The organism is Streptomyces parvus (assembly GCF_014648875.1).
Taxonomy (GTDB): Bacteria; Actinomycetota; Actinomycetes; order Streptomycetales; family Streptomycetaceae; genus Streptomyces; species Streptomyces parvus.
The window spans coordinates 34,669-50,987 of sequence record NZ_BMRY01000012.1 but is presented as its reverse complement, the minus strand read 5'-3'; the positions used below and the strand labels follow the sequence as shown (position 1 = coordinate 50,987).

The following is a 16,319-nucleotide window of genomic DNA, read 5'->3' as shown; positions in this document are numbered from 1 at the left end:
CCGAGCAGGCCGGTCGCGGCCAACTGGCAACAGAGCAGAGGAACATCATGATCGAGAACCTTCGCTTGACGACCCTGGCGGAGCGACCCGAGCTGACCGGACGCGCCGAAGCCCTCAAAGGCAGCTGGCCCGAGTTCATGACGCACGAGCCGATCGGCGAGAGGTTCTACATCGACGCGGCCCGGCACTACGCCGAGTTCACGCTCGTCGCCTTCTCGGCCGATGCACCCGACAGAGTGCTTGCACGGGCGCATTCGATACCCGTCGGCCTGGCCGACGTCCCGCCGGACGGGCTACCCGACACCGGATGGGACGGCATGGTGCGTCAGGCCCATCTCACGCGGCTGGCCGGCTACAGGGGCGACGCCGTCTGCGGTCTGGAGATCATGGTGCGCCCGGAACTGCGGGGGTCGGGGCTCGGGACCCGGATGCTCCGCGAAGCTCACGCGAACGCCAGGGACAAGGGCTTCCGCCACTTCATCGCGCCGGTCCGGCCGCCGGGGAAGGCGGATGCCCCGCACGTCTCCATGAGCGACTACGTGGCGCGGTCGACGGAGGCAGGGCTGCCGGCGGACCCGCTGCTGCGCGCACACGTCAAGCTCGGCTCCGACATCGTCGGGATAGCCCCTGCCTCGATGGTCATCCCCGGATCGGTGGATCAGTGGCGGCAGTGGACCGGCCTGCCCTTCGACGAGAGCGGCCCGGTGATCGTTCCGGACGCCTTGACGCCCGTTCACTGCGACCTGCTCAACGACTTCGCCGTCTACGTCGAGCCCAACGTGTGGGTGTACCAGCGTCTTTCCTGATCGGCACGGCGTCGGCGCCGCGTGCCCCCCATTACCGGGCGGGCACGCAAGCGGGGGCGGGTCACCGGGCAGCTGCCCGGTGACCCGCCCCCGGTGTGCGCTACGCGCAGCAGGCGTGGACGGTCCCGCTCACGCCTCCGTCACGGGAACCAGCTCGAAGAAGTAGCCGTTGGGCGGAGTGGTCATCTGGTGGACCGCCGCGCGCTTCCAGCCGCTCTCCACGAAGGCCTCCTGCCACTGGACGTACGTCGGCAGGTAGTCGCCCATCAGCGCGTGGACCGACTCGAAGCCCAGGGTGAAGATGGTGGTGTCGGGGCCGGGCAGTTCGCTGGTGCGGACGACGTCGCAGATGAACAGCCGCTCGACCGCGGGGAACGCCGTCCGCAGCCTGCGCAGGGTGTTCACGCAGCTCTCGTACGGCCAGAAGTCGTGCCCCATGAAGACGCAGGTGATGGTGTCCACGTCGGCGAACTCGGGGAGCGGTTCGAGCTCTAGAGCATTCCCTTGGAGCACGGCGATCCGGTCCGCGAGACCGGCCTCCTGGACCGACTCGGTGGCCAGCTGGACCACGGCGGTCGACAGGTCCACTCCGACGCCGTTGACGCCTGGGTGGTTTCCGGCGATGCGGATGAGGCGCTGCCCCGACCCGCATCCGAGGTCGGCAACCTTCTTGACGGGGAGGTCGGCCAGGACCGTGTCGAAGAGCCGCTCGACCTCCTCCTCACCGATCAGCCGCGACCCGATGGCCACCGCGCGCATGTCGCGATGGTAGAAGTCGCCCACCCGCTGGTCTTCGCGGGCCACGTCCGGTGCGAGGCTGAAGAGCTCGCCACAGCCCTTGACCAGCCAGTAGAAGTAGCCGCGTGCGGCGTAGGCCTCCTCGAAGCGCGGTCCTGGTATGACCAGGTCGTTGTCCTTGACCTGGACGATCTGGGCCCAGTGGAGCGCGCGGTAGACGTTCCGCACGACGTTCACGTCGAGTCGGTCCTCGGCGCTGTCTCTGAGGCGTGCCTCGCCCTTCTCGGCCAACCGGTCAAGGAGTCCCAGCTGGCACGCTGTGGACATCGCGGAGGAGGCCACGTAGGAGGAGAACAGGTCGGCGACCGGGCCACGGGTCCAGTCAGACGGGGACAGGGCGCCGGCATGGGAAGAAGACATCTGGTCATACCCTTCAATCAGCTGGTGCAATCCGGCCCGCCCGGGCGACCGGAACCGTGCTCTTAGTCGGCAGGCGGTTATGAGGCATGCGGGATGGTGATGAGGCGTGTGCGATGGTCAGGGGCATCCAGGAGTCCCCAACGTGCATAGGACACGGTGCGCGGGCGGCCGTCAGAGGTCAGCCGTGCGCGGCTCCGTCATCCCGACGATGATCTGGCGGGGCGGAGTGAACGACTCGCGGGCATGGGCCACGAACATGTTGTCGAGCATCAGGACGTCACCCTCGCGCCAGGGGACGACCACCTTCTCCGCCAAGTACGCCGCGCGGAGCTCCTCGATGACTTCCGGCTCGATGTCGGCGCCGTCGCCGTAGTAAGTGTTGTTGGGGAGCTGGTCCTTCCCCATCGACATCAGGGCCTTCACGGTGGCGCGGTCGAACATCTGGACGTTGAAGAAGACCAGGTGGTTGAACCACGTGACCTCACCGGTGACAGGGTGCCGCGCGACGACCGGGCGTACCTGATGGGTAGTCAGCGCGTCGTTCTCACCCCAGGCGTAGCTGATGTCGTTCAGCCGACAGTACTCCTCCACCTCACTGCGGTCCTCCGTCTGGAAGGCCTCGCGCCAGCTGAGGCCGAGCCGGCCGCCGAAGTGGCGCACGTAGCGGTACTTCCGCTCTTCGAGCTTGGTGCGGGTGGCCTCGGAGATGCGGTGGTAGATCTTGCGGGAGTCGGCGATCGGCGTGCCGCCACCCGCGGCCGGCTGCACCACGCAGTGGAAGAAGATGCGCAGCGGCCACGAAGTGTTGTACGACTGCTCGTTGTGAAGGAAGATCTCCTGCGCCGCGGGGTAGTCCGTCGAGGTGTAGACCTTGTTGCCCACCTCATGGCGCGGTGAGGTCCGTTCAAGGTATTGGAGCGGCTCGCCGGACAGCTCGGTCATAAGGCTGCGGAACGTCTCGGTCGTGACGCCGGAGAAGCCGCGGAACAGCACCCCGCCGTAACGCAGCATCCGGCCCCGGATCTCCTCCTTGTGCCGTGCGGCGAGCTCGATCAGGTCCAGCCCCGCCACCTCGGGTTCGAGGATCAGCGGCAGGTGCTGTCCGGGCGCGGCCCACGACTCCCGTACCTGAGGCAGCCCAGGATCGTCCGTTCCAGCGACCACGAACTCGTGATCAGTTGCGTGAGAATACGCTTGCGACATGTTTCGAAGCACCCTTCCTGAATTCTGCAGTCTCCGTCGTCCCCCGGCTAGACAATGCCGGATTCCTTCATCTCCGAATGGAGCAACGTCGCCCAGATCTGGTGCGCTTCGGAAAGCGGATGCTGGGCGGATGCGCGGGGCGCCCCAGAACGCACCAGCCATTCCTCGAAGGTGTGTCCGTCCTTGAAGCCCATTTCGCCGTGCCCGATGGAATACACGGATCGGTGGACACCCGGCCGGATGAATCGGAGCAGATGCTGCGTCAGGAACGAGAACCGGGCAATGGGCTCGGCGTTGGTCGCCAAGGCGTCGTGGAAGTGGAATCGCACCCCCATCGAGGACAGTGCGAACTGCATGTTCAATATCTGGTGCACATAGGTGACCGTTGCCTGCTCCTCGCGGAACAGGTGTCGGTAGTAGAGCCTGTTGGCACGTAGGGCGGCGCGGTTGGCGCCGTGCTTCTGCGGGGAGAGGTTGGTCTTCATCAGTCCCCAGCCGTCGTCGAACGGCGCGTCGGACCTGACGTCCACTCCGGGCATGCTCTCGAAGCGCTCGGTCCTGACGAGGTCCGTGAATCCCAGGCAGACGAGGAGTTCATCGGCCTCGCCGCCGGCGGCGAGGTAGCTGCACACGTAGTCGTACGCCATCCGCACCGCGCGGGCGTTGGATCCGCCGCTGCGACCTGCGTTGACGACCGTGTCGACGCCCAAGATCTTTCCCAGGTGGCTGGGCCACGCCTTCTTGTTGCGATAGTCGCGGACCAGCAGTTGGGTCTTGATGTCCTTGCTGCTGCCCGCGAGGCGCAACTCGGGGTCTTCTTCCTCCAGCTCCTTCCCCTCGGTGAAGCTGCATCCGTTGGCGTAGAGCGTTTTGATCACGTCAGTCATCCCCTCGAAAAACCAAACAGCCGTTGCCGTCAGACCTGCGTCTACTGACCGCGCAAGCTCAGGGGGCGCATGTCCGTCCATTCCCGCTCGATGTGGTCGAGGCACTCTTCCCGACTGCCACGCACGTTGATGTCCTGCCAGCCTTCCGGGACGTCACGATGGGCCGGCCAGATCGAGTGCTGTCCCTCGGCGTTCACCACTACGACGTACGCCTGCGCATTTTCCACGGTTCCATCCATGAGTCGTCTCCCTTTCACAAGCGGTAGCACTCGCGGTCAGCTGGTCTGAGCGCGGGCCCGCAACTCCGTCACGCGAGCGACGAGCCCGGCGAGCGTGCGGCCTTCCAAGATGTCCCTGAACCGGATGTCCACGTCGAATGCCTCATTGAGGCGTGCGGCGATGCGCATTCCGGAGAGCGAGTTCCCGCCGAGCTCAAGGAAGTCGTCTTCAGGCTCGCTCTCAGCGATGCCGAGCGCCTCGCACCAGACGGCTTTCACCTCGTCGTCGCGGTGGTGTTCCTGCCGGAGTTCCGGCACGCCCGCGGGCGTGCCGGCAGCAGCGGACGCCCTGCTCGTGAGGGAGCTGACGTCGATCTTGCCATTCGGCAGCAACGGCATCTCCTGGAGGACCTCCACCGTTGTGGGCACCATGAAGCCCGGCAGTCGCGCCTTCAGGTGGTCCTTGATCTGCTGGATGTCGCCGTCGTCCGTGACGAGTTCGAGGAACGCGACCATTCCAGTGAGCCCCGAGGATTCCCGTCGCGGGATCACGCACGCCCTGCGGACCCGCGGATGCGCCGCGAGCACCCCCTCGACCTCGTTGGGGTTGACCCGGAATCCGTTGATCTTGGCCTGTCGGTCCACACGGCCCTCGTAGTGCAGCAGGCCGGAGGCGTCCTCCCGGGCCAGGTCGCCGGTCCGGTAGTGGCGGCCCTTGCCGCCGACGGCCGGGATGAAGGACGCTGCGGTGCCCACGGGGTCGCGCCAGTACCCCCTGGCCACGCCGGGGCCCCCGATGTAGAGCTCGCCAATCTCTCCGGTCGGAACCGGCTGCATGTCGTCGTCGAGGATGGCCGTGCTCACGCTGGGGCAGGCGCCGCCCAGCGGCATCCCCCGGAACTGCTCCGCGGGAACTCCCCTGTCGTCACGGTAGATCGTGGAGGTCACGCAGGTCTCGGTGAGTCCATAGCAGTTCCACAGCTCCACCTCCGCGGGCACGGCGCCGCGCCAGGTGGCAAGGTCGGCGGCGGACGCGCCCTCACCGCCGATCAGCACGCTCCGCACGGACGGCGGGAAGGGCACGGTGCTGCGGCTCAGCTCCAGACAGATCTCGTGCCAGTACGAGGTCGGCAGGTAAAGGTGGGAGACCGACTGGTTCTGCAGTTCCTGCAAGAAGTGCGGAACCCCGAAGTCGGCCTCGTCGGTGCGCATCACCAGGGAGGCTCCCTTGTACAGGGGGAGGATGACCTCTTCGATGCTCGAATCCCAGCCGAAGGCGCCGAAGTGCAGCGCCCGATCGGCCGCGTCCGGTGCGTAGGGGAGGGAGACGGCCGTCATGAGGTTGCTCAGTGCGCGATGGTCGATCATCACGCCCTTGGCCGGCCCACTGGACCCACTGGTGTGCACCAGGCAGGCCAGCTGCGCCCCCGACGGATCGTGAGGCGCCACGATCGGGACGTCGGGCCCGCCAGGCTCTGCCGCCTGCTCGATCTCCACCACGGGGCAGTCGCCCCACGCGCTCCGGAGGTGATCGGCGTTCTTCTTGTCCGTCAGGATCGCGCCGGGCCGCACGCTGGTGAGGATGTCGCGCAGACGCTGCTGGGGGGTGTCCTCGGCGAGCGGCACGTACAGGCAGTTGGCCCGCCAGATGCCCAGCATGGCGACGACGGCCCATTCGCTGCGGTCGGTGACGACGACGACGGGGAGTTCCTGGGCGCGCCGGACGGTGGTCGCCAGAGTCCTCGCGGTGGCGAGCACCAGCTCGCGGAGTTCGCCATAGGTCGTCCAGCGTCCCCTGGACGCGATCGCCAGTGCGTCAGGCCGAGTTGTCGCGTGCCCGGCTATGACTTCGTGGACGCGCTCTTGCAAGGGAACTCCCCATCAGCAGAAGTGGATGGTCTGCGGAGGACCTTCGTCCGCCGCTGGACGGCTGTCCTGATCCCGGCTCCGTGTCAGGCCGAAGGATCGTTGTCATGGTTGAAGTTGCCGGTCCGCAGCGCGTGGTACAGGCGCTTGCCGGTGGACGGCGGCGAGAAGAAGAACCGGGTCTCCTCGCGGCGGCCGAACAGGCCGTGGCCGATGAAGTCACTGGCGGTCCGCCGCCAGTACTCCGGGCCCAGGCGGGCCAGCAGCGCCAGGTACTCGGTGAAGCTCTGGGCAGGTCCGAACCAGTGGTTGACCGAGACCGACGGCGTGTGGGAGCGGATGTCGTGCCAGCAGCCGCGCGGGATGAACACCACGTCACCGGGGTTGACGGTGGTGCTGTAGAACGTGGCGTCACGCAGCCGGGGAAAGCGCGCCAGGTCCGGATGCGCCAGGTCGAGCTGGCTGTTGACGAGATTGTCCGGGAAGGGGTACGCGGATCGACTGTCCTCCCAGGAGAGGAGCGTGACGGTCTTGCGTCCCCATATCTGGCAGAACAGGTTGTCCTTGAGGTCCGCGTGGAGCATGGAACGGGTGCCCGCAGAGCCGATCCACACCCTGGTGTCACTGCCGGGGCCGTCGGCCGGTCCGAGCAGGGAGGCCAGGTCGCAGTCGGAGAGGTCGAGGAGGTCCGCGGCACGCTGGTAGGCCAGGTAGCTCGGCGCGACCGCGGTCTCGTCCATCATCACGTCGATGAACTCGGCCAGCGGCAGGGTGCGTTCGTACAACTGCTGGTCCTGCGGGTAGAGCACGCCGTCGGTGGGCAGGCCCATCAGCGCCGTGACCTCTTGGTGCCCGCGCGTGCGGCGCAGGTGCTCGGGTTGCCAGGACTTCCGGGCGGGCCACTCGTCGGTCAGCCCATTGAAGATCATCGGGACCGCGCGCTGCTTGACGGCCCGTTGCAGTCCGGCGGGGGTGTGCTCAGCGGCCCGAGGAATCGGCCGTACGTCGAGTCCGGCCTGTCGGAGCGCCTCTCTCGGGTCCTGGTCGGAATCACTGCGCTGTGCAGGGCCGGCGCTAGCGGGAACCGCGGTCACTGGGTGTCCTCCTACAGTTGAAGTGCAACATAATGCTGAGCCGGTGTGAATGCGACCGGTTTAGTTGTGGCGTGATCGCTGCTCGCCGCGGCGCTCGGGCGGCTTGTCCCTTCCGTCCTCGGCTCCGTTCGCAGTTCCGTCTCCGGCCCCGCTTTCGGTCCCGCCCCGGGCATCAGGGCGATGACTCATGTACAAGTGATGGGACCACCGCTCCCGTTCGCCCGCGCTCAGGGTCGAGTGGCCGCTCGGGGCCATGGGTGAGTACGCCGTATGCCGTCGGGGACGGAGCTCTCCACGGGTAAGAGTTCGACGGCGCCGCGATACCGCGAAAAACGTTTAAATGCAGGGGTATTGACGGATCGATCATGACCGGCACCATACTGGCTCGCAAACAAGCTGGCGGCAAGATCTCTGTCCGGTTGATGCCCACTCGAACCGTCACGACAGACATGTTCAGAACGGTTTCGAGGGACGATGCTGAACAGTCCCCGGCCGCACGAGAAGCGCCGGTGGGGACGCGTCCCGCTGTGCTGCGCCCCCCGACGCGTCCCCGCGTCGCCGGGCTGCTCCCGCGGCCGGTCGTCATCTTCCTGCCGACTTGGGCGATGCCCCTCGCCGACGGCGGTCTTCTGGCTCCATCGTCGGACCATCTTGTCAACACCTGCATGACAGACGCCTCACTCGGATGCCGACGCACCCCCGTCAAGCCGCCCCGTAGGCCGTGAGAACGACACGCTGGTAATGGCATTCCCAACCGGCTCAGACAGCCTTTGCCCCCACGCGCAGCGATGACACGACTGCAGCGCCGACTCTTGGCGTCGCTCGATCCTTGTAGCCGGGCGAAGTGGGACGCCGACGCCGTCCGCGACGAAGTGCGTGGATACGTACTGGAGCACCTGCACAACGAGCGGGCGGTGCTGGTGGTCGACGAGACCGGTGATGTGAAGAAGGGCATCGGCACGGTCGGTGTCCAGCGCCAGTACACCGGCACCGCGGGCAGAATCGAGAACGCCCAGGTTGCCGTCTACCTGGTTTACGCCGGTCAGCGCAGGCACGCCGCAGTGGACCGGGAACTGTATGTTCCGCGTTCCTGGACCACCGACCACGACCGTTGCCGCGCCGCCGGACTGGGTGAGAAGACCGCCTTCGCCACCAACCCCGAGCTGGCCGCGTACATGGTCGCCCGGTTCCTGGACGCCGGCCACCGGGCCGCGTGGGTGGCGGGCGACGAGGTCTACGGCGGCAACCCCAAGCTACGAAGCACGCTGGAGGAACACGGCACCGGCTACGTCCTCGCGGTGGCCTGCTCGCACGAAGCCGCCACCAGCGCGGAGAAGTTCCGCGCAGACACCCTGGCCAAGTCCGCTGGTCCACCTGGCGACGCCTCCACCAGGCCCGATCCCACACAAGCCACTACCAGCGACAAGCCACCCAGGCATGACGATCACGATCTACAGCTGGAGTACTCGTCGTGACGGATTTCGACTGCACCTGTCAGCAACCCGCCGATGCCGGGTACGCATGCAGGCTCTACGCATGCAGCCCGACCGGCAACCCTGGAGAAATCCAGGTTCGCTTCTCTCGACGTCCGAGCATGCGGCTGACGCACTACACGGCAGACCGCAACGACTACGCGGCCCGGCGAAAGCCTCTACCAACGCCTGCCTGAGAGCCAACTGCCGGTGCCCGAACGCTGAAACCCGGGGACCCACCACCGCACTGAAATCCCCCGCCGCCTGAGGCCGACGGGGGTTCGTCCCGTCTCACGCGAGTGAGCGTTCCCTCTCACACGCATCTCACCAACAGGGTCGACGCGCCTGAATTGGAGAATCTGGGGAGTATTCGAAGGCTTGGGGAGCGCGTGGGGAGAATCGGCTACATAGCGCAGCACGAAACTGAAAGTCAGCGAAAGACACATCCACGCAGGCCAAGGGCCCATAGGATCACAAATCCGCAGGTCAGCGCCACCAGGTAGACAACTTCATGACGTACGTACCGAGATCGTCGGCCTCGACGATGCCGGGGAGCGAGCCGCCTTCACGCAGGGGCGTGACGTAGCGGGTCACAATGACCTCTTCTAGCATTTTCCGGGCCACCCACCCCTCGTGAAGTGAGCGTCTTAACCGGGGGTGATCACCGGCAGGCCGGCCCCCCGTCGGCAGCGAGCCCCAGCCGAACGGTTCGTGCCGCGCGGTGGTGTCGGCGTTTCGGCCACTTCGTGCCCGGGCCCGCTCCGGGCCCCACCAGGGGTCCCGCGTCTGCGGGGTTCCCGACGCCGGGGATTGCGGGCCTCACAGCACGACCGGATGACGTGTGTTCGATATCCCGGCCGCCTCGTTGGGCCTCGTGACTCTGCCGCAGCGACCGTTCAAGGGGGACCGATGACGTCGGCGATCACGCAGGAGCAGCCGCCGCAACGACCGCCAGGGGGCTCGCCGGACGACGCGCCGGAGGAGGCCGGTGTTCGAGAGGAGGAGTATCTCTACCGCGACGAGTCCCGGCTCCGGGCCGGATCCCAGTTGACCTCACGGACCATGGCACGGCGTCTGCCCTCCCTGGTCCGGCGCTCGGTGCGGATGGCCTGGCAGGTGGATCGCGGCGCGACCGTCGGCCTGCTGGTGTGCCAGATCGGGACCGGCGTCCTCGCGGCCCTCGGTCTCCTGGCCGTCACGGGCACGATCACCGCGCTCGTCGCCTCGGGCGACATCACCGAGCGCCTGTGGGACGCCGCCCCTCAGCTCGCCGTCATCGCCGCGGCCGCCGGTCTGCGCGCGCTGCTGGGCATCGCCGTCGTCTGGCTCACCGGCCGGCTGCGCCCGGTGCTCGGCCGGGCGGCAGAGCTGACGATGATCGAGGCAGCGCTCGGCGCGGAGCTGGCCGCCAACAACAAGCCCGGTTACAACGACGCCTACGACATCGCCGACCGTGGCGCGCAGGTCACCCCCGATCTCGTCGAGGAGGCGCAGGACGTCCTCGCGGCCACCGCCACCCTCGCCGCCGGGGCGACCGTGCTGACCGTCCTGCACCCGCTGCTCCTTCCGCTTCTCCTTCTCGCGTGCCTGCCGCAGGCCGCCGCCTACGTCCGCTCCGCACGCGTGATCTACCTCGCCGGGCTGGAGACCTCCGGGCGGCGCCGGATGCTGAGCAAACTGCGCTGGCACATGGCCTACATGGAGTCCAGCGAGGAGATGCGGGCCTGTCTGGCCGGTCCCTTCCTCACCGGCCGCTACCGAAAGCTGGCCGCCACCGTCAACGCGGCCGAGCGCACTGCCGCGAACACCGGTGCCTGGATGGGACTGGCCGGGGCCGCGGCCGGCGGAGTCGCCTCGATCGCTGTGTGGGCGGCGCTGCTGTGGCTCCTGGCCTCGGGGCGGATGGACCTGGCGGCGGGCGGCGGCGCTGTGTTCGCCCTCCAGACCGCGACCGGCTCGGTGCGCGGCATCATCAGTGGCGGGGCCCGCCTGGTGCGCACCGGCTGGTATGTGCAGGACTGGCAGAACTTCCTCGACAACGCCCACGGCCAGGCCATGACCGACTCCCGTGGCACCGCCTCCCCGGCCGCGGCTCCGCAGCGCTTCGAGGTCCGCGATGCCACCTACCGCTACGACGGCGCCCCCAAGGACAGCCTGCGCAACGTCTCGCTGCATGTGAAGCGCGGCGAGATCGTGGCGCTGGTCGGGGAGAACGGCTCCGGCAAGTCCACGCTCTCCCGCCTGCTGTGCGGGCTGCTGCTGCCCACCGAGGGCGACGTGGCCTGGGACCACGCCTCCACCGTGGACCTCGATCCGTGGACGGCTTGGGAGCATGTCGCCCTGGTGCCGCAGAAGTTCACGTATCTGCCGCTGACGATGCGCGACAACATCACCTTCGGCCAGGGCGACACCGGCGATGCGGCCGTGCTCGCCGCGTGCGAGTCGTCCGGTGCTTCGGAGATCCTGCCGGAGCTCCGCTCCGGCCTGAACACCCTCCTCACCAGCGAATGGTTCGGCGGGCAGCAGCTCTCCGGCGGACAGTGGCAGCGCCTGGTCCTCACCCGGGCCTTCCACCGGCGGGCCGCGCTGCTGGTGATGGACGAACCCACGGCCGCGCTCGACGCCCGCGCGGAGCACCGGATCTTCACCGGCCTGCGCGAACTGGCCAAGGACCGCGCCGTCCTGCTGATCACCCACCGTCTCACCAACGTGGCCGTCGCCGACCGGATCGTCGTCCTGGACGAGGGCCGGATCGTCCAGGAGGGCACCTACGCCCAGCTCACCCGGGAGCCGGGGCTCTTCCGGTCCCTGTGGGAGCTGCAGCGTCACATGAGCGGCGGCACCGCCTGACCGACTCGGGGTGTGCCTCTTCACCAGGGCACGGGGCCCTCGTCGTCGAAGAGGCCGCCGGTCGGCCCGTCGTCGGGGAGGGTCGCGAGCCTGATCGCGGCCCGTGCCCCCTCCTCCGCGGTGCGGGTCCCGCTGAAACCATTCAGGTCGGTGGCCACATAGCCGGGGCAGGCGTTGTTCACGAGGATCGGGGTGGAGCGCAGCTCCGCGGCGTACTGGACGGTGACCGCGTTGAGGAAGGTCTTCGTCGGCGCGTAGCCCCCGCTGATCCCGCCGAGATCCGCGCCGGGGTCGGTCTGCAGGGTCAGGGAGCCGACGTGGCTGGACTGGTTGACGATCCGCGGATGCGGGGAGCGGCGCAGCAGGGGCAGCATCGCGTTGGTGACCCGGACGACGCCGACGACGTTGGTGTCGACCAGCCGCAGGAGGGCGGCGGGGTCGAGCGACGTCGGCTCGTCGGGCCAACCACCCGCCTCACCGGCGTTGTTCACGAGTACGTCGAGCCGGCCCGCGCGCTTCTCCATGAGCCGGGCGGCGGCGCTCACGTCGGCGTCGTCGGTGACGTCGAGCGGGACGGCGAAGGCGTCCACCCCCCTCGCGCACAGCGCCGCGGCGGCCTGCGCGCCGCGCAGCCGGTCCCTGGCGCCGATGCCGACGCTCCAGCCGAGTGCGCCGAGGCCCGCCGCGATCTCGTATCCGATTCCCTTGTTCGCGCCGGTGACCAGCGCGATCGTCTGTTCGCTCATGGCCGCCAGCATCGGCGGCGGGGCGCCGGGGACCAACACCGTACGGGCCTGGCAGCGATGCGTTCCCGGCATCGATCGTGGTCCGGGCGGGTTACGGTGCCGACATGGAGATGCGTGAGCTGCGGTATTTCGTCGCGGTCGCGGAGGAACTGCACTTCGGCAGAGCGGCCGAGCGGCTGGGGATCGCCCAGCCAGCGCTGTCCCGTACGCTCGCCGGCCTGGAGCGACGGCTCGGGGTGGTGCTGCTGGAGCGTTCCAGCCGCCGGGTCCGGCTCACCGACGCGGGAGCGGTGCTGCTCACGGAGGCGCGTGCGATCCTCGCGGCGGCGGAGGCGGCCGAGCGCCGTACCCGGGAAGCGGCCGAGCGGCGGCCTCGCATCGCCCTGGCGGTCAAGGCCGGTACGGCGGGCGAACTGCTGGCCAAGGTGCTCGACGCGTACGCCGCACACCCCGGCGCGTGCGCGGTCGATCTGCTGCTGTGCGAGGCGCACGAGCAGCGGGAGCTGTTGTGCTCGGGGCGGGCGGACGTGGCGCTGCTGCATCTGCCGTTCGACGCCGTCACCGGACTGGACACGGAGGCGCTGCTGACCGAGGGGCAGGTCGCGGTCCTGCCCGGCGACCACCCGCTGGCCGGCCGGACGGCGGTGTCGCAGGCCGAGGTGACCGCCGCGCCGGGCCCTCCCCCGGCCCGCTGGCCCGCCCCGGACGGCAGCTGCCCCGAGGGCCCCGGGGTCGCCGTGCGGAACCTGACCCAGCTCTTCCAGCTGATCGCCCTCGGCCGGGCCACCGTGGTCCTGCCCGCCTCGGCCGCCGTCGACCTGCGCCGGGACCTGGTCGCCGTGCCGGTGACGGACGCGCCGCCGGTGACGACGGTGCTCGCCTGGCTGCCGGAGAGCCGGTCGCGGCCCGTCGCCGATCTCGTCCGGGTGGCGGCGACGGCCTGAGCCCGGCATATCCCGTCCCGGTGACGGGTAGTGGCCAGTTCTCCGCCGGTGCGGCGAGCGGCGAGCGGCAAGTGGTCCGTTTCCGCAACGGTGTTCGCGCGACGTGGGGCGGGCCGGGCCGCGCGTGCGGTGGCCCGGCCCGCCTTCCCTGGAGCGTCCATGCTGCGGATCCACTTCACACCCGAGGACCTGACGCGGGTCAGGGTGGCCCCGGGGCCGGACTTCCTGTGGGAGATCACCAACAGCGTGCAGACCCTGCAACGGAAGGACGGGGAGCGGGTGTTCGGCGCCTGGCGGCGCTGGGTGCGGCCCCGGCTCCCGGAGAGCCGCCGGCTGCTCTCCCCGCTCCTGCCGCCCCGCGGGTACTCCCCCGACTTCCTCACCCCCACCTCGGGTGACCGCACCACGCTCCGGGCAGCCGTCGACACCCTGCTCGGTACGCCGCGGCCGAGGCTGCGTGCGGAGCTGACCCGGCTGGCCGGGACGAGGCGGCTGCCCGGCTGGGCCGCCGCCCTGGCCGAGGGCGACCCGGACGCGCTCGCACGGCTGGGCAAGGCGCTCCACGCCTACCAGGCGGAGGTGCTCGTACCGCACTGGCGGCACGTCCGCGCGGCCCTGGAGGCCGATCGGGCGCTGCGGACACGGCATCTGGTGGACGGCGGCACCGAGGCGCTGCTGGCCGGTCTCGGGCCCGACGTCCACTGGCGGCCGCCGGTGCTGGAGGTCACCTACCCGGTCGAGCAGCGCCTGCGGCTGAACGGGCGGGGCCTGGTGCTCCAGCCGTCGTTCTTCTGCTGGCCCACCCCGACCACCCTGGCGGACGGCGACCTGCCGCCTGTCCTGGTGCACCCCATCCACCACGCGGCCGACTGGGCGGACGCCGCGGCGGCCCCGGAACGGGCAGCGGGCCCGGGCCCTCTCGGCCGTCTTCTCGGGCAGACCCGAGCCGATCTGCTGCGGGCCACCCGCGAGGGGTGCTCGACCGTGGAGGCGGCCCGGATGCTCCAGGTGACCCACCCGGCCATCAGCCAGCACATGAACGTCCTGCGCGCGGCGGGCCTGACCACCACCGTCCGCACGGCCGGTCGCGCCTTTCACGTGGCGACCGCCGAGGGGCGCGCGCTGCTGGCCGCGGAGGACCGCCGGGCGGGACGCGGGTCCGACGTCAACCCGCGCCCGTAAGCCTGGACTTACAGCGCTTGTGCCCGTCGCCTCCGGGCCACCACGCTGTCCCCTGTCACCGCCCGGCCGGACGGCCCCACCGCGTCTCCCGCGCGGTGACGTTCCCGTACGGCACCGTCCCCCACAGGAGCCCTCATGCGCGCGAGACTTGTCCCCGGCACGATCGCGGCACTCGCGGTCGGAGCACTTCTTCTCCCCGGCACCGCCCAGGCCGCCCCCGCCCCCGCCGTCCCTGTCGTGGACGTACGTGCCCACGGCTCGACCGCCGGCACGGCCCTCGCCTCCGGATACGACGAGCCGGGAACCAGGCTGCGCGTCGACGCCGGGCGCACGGGCAACGCCCGCTGGCTGGAGATCGACTACCAGGTCCAGCAGACCAGTTACTGGTGCGGCCCCGCCGCGACCCGCATCGCTCTCTCCGCCCGCACCGCCGCACCGAGCCAGGGCGAGCTGGCGGCGCAGCTCGGCACGACCGAGGCGGGAACCGATCACATCGGCCAGATCACCGCGGTCCTCAACGCCCGTCTGGGCGGCGGCTGGTACGAGACGAAGGAGATGCCGAACGACCCGCCCACCCAGGCACAGCGGGATCTCCTGTGGCACGACATCGTCTTCGACATCGACCGCAACTATCCGCTGGTCGCCAACATCGTGGCCCCGCCGGGCAACCAGCCGCCCGGCTACCCGCCGGACCAGACGATCTACCACTACTTCACCGTCTTCGGCTACGACGCGGTCGACCGTACGGTCCTCATCGCCGACCCCGCGTCCTTCGGCGGCAACCAGATCTACTGGATCTCCTTCAACCAGCTGGCCACCCTCATCCCGCCGAAGGGCTACTCCGCCTGACACCCCGCACCACGCACGCACCCCACCCTCACTCCCCTGACCAGGAGGTCACGTTGAGCACCCAACGGCCCACCCGCAGAGGCGTCCTGAAGGCCGCCGCCGGAATCTCCGCGACCACCGTGCTCGGCGCGGGAGGCGTCCTGGCGTCGGCGTCGGCCGCCCATGCGGCGGGCGACGGCTTCGGTCTGCGCATCGTGGAGCGGGACGAGCGCGACCCCCGCATGCGCTACTTCCGCTTCGCGACCGACGCGATCGGCTGGAACCCCGGCGTCAACGTCCTGCTGCCGGACGGCTACCACTCCGGCGGGCGCAGGTATCCGGTGCTGTACCTGTTCCACGGAGGCGGCACCGGACAGGACTTCATCACCTTCGACCGGATGGGCATCCGCGCCTGGACCGCCGGGAAGCCCCTCATCGTGGTGATGCCGGACGGCGGTGCCGCGGGCTGGTACTCCAACCCGGTCTCCTCCAACGTCGGCCCCCGCAACTGGGAGACCTTCCACATCGGCCAGTTGCTCCCGTGGGTGGACGCCAACTTCCGTACGTACGCGGAGTACGACGGCCGGGCGGTCTCCGGCTTCTCGATGGGTGGGTTCGGCGCGCTGAAGTACGCGGCAAAGTACTACGGTCACTTCGCCTCGGTCAGCTCCCACTCCGGCCCGGCCAGCCTGCGCCGCGACGCCGGCCTCGTCACCCACTGGGCCAACCTCTCTTCGGCCGCCGTGGAGCTGGGCGGCGGTACGGTCTACGGGGCGCCGCTGTGGAACGAGGCGCGGGTCAGCGCCGACAATCCGGTGCAGCGCGTCGAGAGCTACCGGAACAAGCGGGTGTTCCTGGTGGCCGGCACCAGCCCCGACCCGGTCAACTGGTTCGACACGGTCAACGAGACCCAGGTCCTGGCCGGTCAGCGGGAGTTCCGGGGCACTCTGGGCGTGGCGGGCATTCCGCACGAGTGGCACGAGGTGCCCGGCGGCCACTTCGTCCGGCCCGATCTGTTCCGGCGGGACCTGGACGGGATCGTCGCCCGCCTCCGTAAGGCCTGAC

General features: G+C 69.5%; 13 protein-coding genes and 2 pseudogenes. 7 read left to right on the top strand and 8 right to left on the bottom strand.

Annotation, left to right across the window (positions count from 1 at the left end):
- Positions 1 to 47: 47 nt before the first annotated feature.
- On the top strand, positions 48 to 806 hold the full coding sequence (locus tag IE140_RS29935; protein WP_093436141.1) for a GNAT family N-acetyltransferase: 759 nt from the start codon (positions 48 to 50) through the stop codon (positions 804 to 806).
- A 129-nt stretch (positions 807 to 935) separates the two neighbouring features.
- Here the strand turns inward: IE140_RS29935 and IE140_RS29930 are convergent, their stop codons facing one another.
- From IE140_RS29930 to IE140_RS29905, 6 genes are all read right to left on the bottom strand, one after another.
- Entirely contained in the window at positions 936 to 1,964 is a 1,029-nt protein-coding gene (locus tag IE140_RS29930; protein WP_150197095.1) for an SAM-dependent methyltransferase, read from the bottom strand.
- A gap of 171 nt (positions 1,965 to 2,135) precedes the next feature.
- On the bottom strand, positions 2,136 to 3,128 hold the full coding sequence (locus tag IE140_RS29925) for a TauD/TfdA family dioxygenase (protein WP_167533559.1): 993 nt from the start codon (positions 3,126 to 3,128) through the stop codon (positions 2,136 to 2,138).
- Positions 3,129 to 3,214: 86 nt separating this feature from the next.
- On the bottom strand, positions 3,215 to 4,054 hold the full coding sequence (locus IE140_RS29920; RefSeq protein WP_150197097.1) for a DUF6071 family protein: 840 nt from the start codon (positions 4,052 to 4,054) through the stop codon (positions 3,215 to 3,217).
- 41 nt (positions 4,055 to 4,095) lie between these two features.
- Positions 4,096 to 4,293 carry an MbtH family protein gene (locus IE140_RS29915; protein WP_093436133.1) on the bottom strand — a complete coding sequence of 66 codons (198 nt, stop codon included), beginning with the start codon at positions 4,291 to 4,293 and terminating at the stop codon, positions 4,096 to 4,098.
- A gap of 36 nt (positions 4,294 to 4,329) precedes the next feature.
- Positions 4,330 to 6,141, bottom strand: a complete 1,812-nt coding sequence (locus IE140_RS29910) for a non-ribosomal peptide synthetase (RefSeq protein WP_150197098.1) — start codon at positions 6,139 to 6,141, stop codon at positions 4,330 to 4,332.
- An 83-nt stretch (positions 6,142 to 6,224) separates the two neighbouring features.
- Positions 6,225 to 7,100, bottom strand: a complete 876-nt coding sequence (locus tag IE140_RS29905; protein WP_268252799.1) for a cupin-like domain-containing protein — start codon at positions 7,098 to 7,100, stop codon at positions 6,225 to 6,227.
- A gap of 968 nt (positions 7,101 to 8,068) precedes the next feature.
- Between IE140_RS29905 and IE140_RS29900 the strand changes: the two are divergent.
- A pseudogene (locus IE140_RS29900) lies at positions 8,069 to 8,671 on the top strand (IS701 family transposase); the annotation flags it as partial.
- Between the two features lie 534 nt (positions 8,672 to 9,205).
- Here IE140_RS29900 and IE140_RS36760 read toward each other — a convergent pair.
- Positions 9,206 to 9,316: pseudogene (locus IE140_RS36760) on the bottom strand (HipA family kinase); the annotation flags it as partial.
- Positions 9,317 to 9,613: 297 nt separating this feature from the next.
- On the opposite strand from IE140_RS36760, the gene IE140_RS29895 reads away from it, so the two are divergent.
- On the top strand, positions 9,614 to 11,554 hold the full coding sequence (locus IE140_RS29895; protein WP_150197100.1) for an ATP-binding cassette domain-containing protein: 1,941 nt from the start codon (positions 9,614 to 9,616) through the stop codon (positions 11,552 to 11,554).
- Between the two features lie 20 nt (positions 11,555 to 11,574).
- On the opposite strand, the gene IE140_RS29890 is transcribed toward IE140_RS29895, so the two are convergent.
- On the bottom strand, positions 11,575 to 12,312 hold the full coding sequence (locus IE140_RS29890) for an SDR family NAD(P)-dependent oxidoreductase (protein WP_093436121.1): 738 nt from the start codon (positions 12,310 to 12,312) through the stop codon (positions 11,575 to 11,577).
- Positions 12,313 to 12,404: 92 nt separating this feature from the next.
- On the opposite strand from IE140_RS29890, the gene IE140_RS29885 reads away from it, so the two are divergent.
- From IE140_RS29885 to IE140_RS29870, 4 genes are all read left to right on the top strand, one after another.
- Positions 12,405 to 13,244 carry a LysR family transcriptional regulator gene (locus tag IE140_RS29885; protein ID WP_150197101.1) on the top strand — a complete coding sequence of 280 codons (840 nt, stop codon included), beginning with the start codon at positions 12,405 to 12,407 and terminating at the stop codon, positions 13,242 to 13,244.
- A gap of 159 nt (positions 13,245 to 13,403) precedes the next feature.
- Complete coding sequence (locus tag IE140_RS29880; protein ID WP_150197102.1) at positions 13,404 to 14,426, top strand: winged helix-turn-helix domain-containing protein; 1,023 nt, start codon at positions 13,404 to 13,406, stop codon at positions 14,424 to 14,426.
- Between the two features lie 135 nt (positions 14,427 to 14,561).
- Complete coding sequence (locus tag IE140_RS29875) at positions 14,562 to 15,275, top strand: C39 family peptidase (RefSeq protein WP_189460861.1); 714 nt, start codon at positions 14,562 to 14,564, stop codon at positions 15,273 to 15,275.
- A 53-nt stretch (positions 15,276 to 15,328) separates the two neighbouring features.
- Positions 15,329 to 16,318 (top strand): alpha/beta hydrolase, encoded by a 990-nt coding sequence (locus IE140_RS29870; RefSeq protein ID WP_150195550.1) that lies wholly within the window; start codon positions 15,329 to 15,331, stop codon positions 16,316 to 16,318.
- Position 16,319 lies beyond the last annotated feature (1 nt).